The sequence below is a fragment of the Mycobacterium persicum genome, assembly GCF_002086915.1.
GTDB classification, from domain to species: Bacteria; Actinomycetota; Actinomycetes; order Mycobacteriales; family Mycobacteriaceae; genus Mycobacterium; species Mycobacterium persicum.
Window position 1 is genome coordinate 2,571,934 of the sequence record NZ_MWQA01000001.1, and the last position, 4,069, is coordinate 2,576,002.

At 67.0% G+C, this 4,069-nt stretch carries 4 protein-coding genes and 1 pseudogene; 3 read left to right on the top strand and 2 right to left on the bottom strand.

Annotated features, from left to right (window positions below):
• Together B4U45_RS11625 and disA are read left to right on the top strand one after the other, a co-directional pair.
• Positions 1 to 153 (top strand): annotated as a pseudogene (locus B4U45_RS11625) (ISAzo13-like element transposase-related protein); the annotation flags it as partial.
• Positions 154 to 341: 188 nt separating this feature from the next.
• A complete protein-coding gene (gene disA, locus B4U45_RS11630) occupies positions 342 to 1,418 on the top strand; it encodes a DNA integrity scanning diadenylate cyclase DisA (protein ID WP_089025322.1) in 1,077 nt (358 codons plus the stop codon).
• A gap of 4 nt (positions 1,419 to 1,422) precedes the next feature.
• Here disA and B4U45_RS11635 read toward each other — a convergent pair whose 3' ends face one another.
• On the bottom strand, positions 1,423 to 2,217 hold the full coding sequence (locus B4U45_RS11635) for a hypothetical protein (protein ID WP_089025323.1): 795 nt from the start codon (positions 2,215 to 2,217) through the stop codon (positions 1,423 to 1,425).
• Positions 2,218 to 2,336: 119 nt separating this feature from the next.
• Positions 2,337 to 2,960, bottom strand: a complete 624-nt coding sequence (locus B4U45_RS11640; protein ID WP_075545212.1) for a carbonic anhydrase — start codon at positions 2,958 to 2,960, stop codon at positions 2,337 to 2,339.
• Between B4U45_RS11640 and B4U45_RS11645 the strand changes: the two genes are divergently transcribed.
• Complete coding sequence (locus tag B4U45_RS11645) at positions 2,959 to 3,870, top strand: HhH-GPD family protein (RefSeq protein ID WP_075545211.1); 912 nt, start codon at positions 2,959 to 2,961, stop codon at positions 3,868 to 3,870. The genes B4U45_RS11640 and B4U45_RS11645 overlap by 2 nt on opposite strands.
• The last annotated feature ends 199 nt before the right edge of the window (positions 3,871 to 4,069 follow it).

A 4,069-nucleotide genomic window follows, 5' to 3' on the forward strand; every position in this document is an offset into this window, starting at 1 on the left:
GGCACCTCCAAATGGAACAAGATCGAACACCGGCTGTTCTCCGCGATCAGCCGCAACTGGCGCGGACGACCCTTGGAATCCCATGAGGTTGTCATCGAACCCTCAGGGCAACAACCACATCCACCGGACTGACCGTGAACGCGGTCCTCGACACCACCACCTTGACGGTGCAGTTGGGTGGCTTCGAGGGCGGCGATTTGCTTGTCGGTGATCTTGATGCCGCGGTCGTACGAGTTCCACGGCGACTGGAACTACACGCTCACCGCCGACCACACCGCGACACGCCCGACAACACCTACCTAATTACTGCGCGATCCCTAAGTGGCCCCGCTCATAGCAGAATGCACGCTGTGACACGTCCGACACTGCGTGAGGCTGTCGCCCGCCTGGCACCCGGCACCGGGCTACGGGACGGCCTGGAACGTATCCTGCGCGGCCGCACCGGCGCCCTGATCGTGCTCGGCTACGACGAGAACGTCGAGGCGATCTGCGACGGCGGCTTCTCCCTAGACGTCCGCTATGCCCCCACCCGGCTGCGCGAGCTGTGCAAAATGGACGGTGCCGTGGTGCTCTCCACCGACTGCAGCCGCATAGTGCGGGCCAACGTGCAGTTGGTCCCGGATCCGTCGATACCGACCGACGAATCGGGCACCCGCCACCGCTCGGCGGAGCGATCCGCGATCCAGACCGGTTACCCGGTGATCTCGGTGAGCCACTCGATGAACATCGTGACCGTCTATGTCGGCGGTGATCGTCATGTGCTGACCGACTCGGCGACCATCCTGTCGCGAGCCAACCAGGCGATCGCGACGCTGGAACGCTACAAGGCCCGGCTCGATGAGGTCAGCCGGCAACTCTCCCGGGCCGAGATCGAAGACTTCGTCACGCTGCGCGACGTGATGACGGTGGTGCAGCGGCTCGAGCTGGTCCGGCGAATCGGGTTGGTGATCGATTACGACGCGGTGGAACTGGGCACCGATGGGCGGCAGTTACGGCTACAGCTGGAGGAACTGCTCGGCGGCAACGACACCGCCCGCGAGTTGATTGTCCGCGACTACCACGCCAACCCGGAACCGCCGAGCAAAGCCCAAATTGACGCCACCCTGGATGAGTTGGACGCACTCTCGGACACCGAGTTGCTCGATTTCACTGTGCTGGCAAAGGTTTTCGGCTATCCCACGACGGCGGAGGCACAGGACTCGGCGCTGAGCCCGCGGGGCTACCGCGCGATGGCAGTCATCCCGCGACTGCAATTCGCCCATGCCGACCTGCTGGTGCGTTCCTTCGGAACGCTGCAGGGTCTATTGGCCGCCAGCGCCGGCGACCTGCAATCTGTCGACGGCATCGGCGCGATGTGGGCCCGCCATGTGCGCGAGGGGCTGTCACAGCTGGCCGAGTCGACGATCGCTGACCAGTAGAGCGTTAACCGCCCTGAGCGGGCGGGGCCTCCGGCGGCGGCGCCACGGCCGGGCCAGGCGCCGGCGGTGGCCCCGGCGGCTGCGGCGGCTGGTTCAATACGAACGGAACCGGAAGCGACCGAAGGTTGCCCAGCTGGACGACGAGGTTGTACGTGCCGGGACCGATCGCCGGCCGGGGCAATGGGCAATGCGGCGCCGACCCCATCCCGGTCCAGGTCACCGCAGTTGTCACCTGCTCCCCCGGAGTGAACATCTTGACCAGGGTCTCGTTGGAGGGCGCGCAGTCCAGGTTGGACCACAACCGCTTGTTATCCAGCGAGTAGACGTATGCCGCCAGCACCGCGGCCCCGACGTCGCGCTTACAGCCCACTAGCCCGATGTTGGTGACAACCATGGTGAATTTCGGCTGGTCGCCGATGTAGTACTGGGGCGCGTTGGTCAATCCCTTGACTGCGAGCGTGGAATCCGGGCAGTCGTCCCCCTCTTTCAGCACCGGCGGCGGTTGCACCGCGGCGGTAGGAGTCGGCATCTCCGGGTTCTGCCCCTGCGGAGCCGCCGGAGCGTTGGCGGCACTTTGCCCGCCCGGTTCCGGCGCCTGCGGCGGGTTTGAGCCCGGGTGGCTTTGCGCGGAGCCCGGTTTCTCGGCGTTGACGGGTTTGGCGCCGGCGGTGTTACCGACGAAGGCGACTACGGCAGCCACCGCGATTCCGATCACCACGACCGCGATACCCAGGGCCAGTCCCCTGCGCCGCCAGTAGATCTCGGTAGGTAGCGGGCCACGCGGTTCCAGATCCAGCACATTCACACCGTAGGCCCAGGTCACGCCGACTTGTTTGACCTGCCTCGGCGTGTCGCGAGGTTAGCTGGGCCCTTTCGAGCGTGGGCCGTGTTAGAGGCCGGATTAGCGGCGCCGGAAGGTCAGCCTTCCTCGCCGATATCACCGACGTGATCGCGCAACACCGCCCGGCCGTCGGAGAGCTGGTAGGTCACACCCACGATGGCCAGCGTGCCGGCGGCCACCCGCGTCGATATGGCCGTCGAGCGGGCCATCAGCTGCGCCACCGTCTCGTGGATGTGTCGCTCTTCGAACTCGTCGACCCGCTTCAGTCCGTCGCGCCGGCCCAACAAGATCGATGGAGCCACCCGCTCCACCACATCGCGCACATAGCCCTCCGGCAGAGCGCCGCTGTCCAGTGCCGTCAGGGCTGCATTCACCGCACCACAGCTGTCGTGGCCGAGGACGACCACAAGCGGGACGTTCAGCACGGTCACCGCGTACTCGATGGAGCCCAGCACCGCCGAGTCGATGACGTGCCCGGCCGTGCGGACCACGAACATGTCGCCGAGGCCCTGATCGAAAATGATCTCCGCGGCCACCCGGCTGTCGGCGCAGCCGAAGATCACCGCGGTCGGCTGCTGCCCAGCGGCGAGGCTGGCGCGATGCTCAACGCTTTGGCTGGGATGCTCGGGCTTGCCGGCGACGAATCGCTCGTTACCCTCTTTGAGTGCTTTCCACGCGGTTACCGGGTTGGTGTTGGGCATGTCACGCATTCTGCCGTACCGGCCGGTGACCGCTGCGCAGCACATATCATCCGCCAATCTTCTTGCTTGGTACGAGCGATCGCGTCGCGACCTGCCGTGGCGCCGGCCAGACGTCAGTGCATGGCAGATTCTGGTGAGCGAGTTCATGTTGCAGCAGACTCCGGTGTCGCGGGTGTTGTCGATATGGCCTGACTGGGTGCGGCGCTGGCCCACCGCGTCGGCAACGGCCGCTGCGACGGCCGCCGATGTGCTGCGGGCCTGGGGGAAGCTGGGCTATCCGCGCCGGGCGAAGCGTTTGCACGAATGCGCGACCATCATCGCGCGGGACCACGGTGACGTGGTCCCCGACGACGTCGAAACGCTGGTGAGGCTGCCGGGTGTCGGTAGTTATACCGCACGCGCGGTGGCGTGTTTCGCGTACGGCCGGCGGGTGCCGGTGGTGGACACCAACGTGCGCCGGGTAGTGGCTCGTGCGGTGCACGGGCGCGCCGATGCGGGTGCGCCGTCGGCCGCCCGGGACCACGCCGACGTCCTAGCGATACTGCCGAATCATGAATCGGCGCCACGCTTTTCGGTCGCCCTCATGGAACTGGGTGCGACGGTGTGCACGGCCCGCGCCCCGCGCTGCGGTTTGTGCCCGGTGAGCGGCTGCGCATGGCGGACCGCTGGATATCCTGCCACGGACGGTCCGCCGCGGCGCGTGCAGGCATATGCGGGAACCGACCGACAGGTCCGCGGACGGTTACTAGATGTATTGCGCGCCAAGGACTCTCCAGCAACCCGCGCCGAGCTCGACGTGGCATGGCTGATCGATACCGCACAGCGTGACCGAGCGCTGGATTCGTTGCTGGCCGACGGCCTGGTCGCAAAGACTGCCGATGGCCGATTCGCGTTGGCGGGCGAAGCGTAACCTCCCGATTGGCCTGGCTACCCGTCCGGGATCGGCGCCAATCGCGTTGCCCACAGGCTACGTCTTTCCCGTGAGCCCATCGTTGCCGAGCAGCAGCCCGGCGGTGCCGCCGGCGCCGGGGTTGCCCGCGGCCTTGCCGAGCCCGGCGTTGCCGCCGTTGCCGCCATCGCCGATGACGACGCCGTTTCCGCCGGTGCCG

What these genes read in the sequence shown, in the direction of transcription:
- disA (WP_089025322.1), top strand. Translation starts at nt 342, where the DNA reads ATGCACGCTGTGACACGTCCGACACTGCGTGAGGCTGTCGCCCGCCTG.
- B4U45_RS11645 (WP_075545211.1), top strand. Translation starts at nt 2,959, where the DNA reads ATGTCACGCATTCTGCCGTACCGGCCGGTGACCGCTGCGCAGCACATA.
- B4U45_RS11640 (WP_075545212.1), bottom strand. Translation starts at nt 2,960, where the DNA reads ATGCCCAACACCAACCCGGTAACCGCGTGGAAAGCACTCAAAGAGGGT.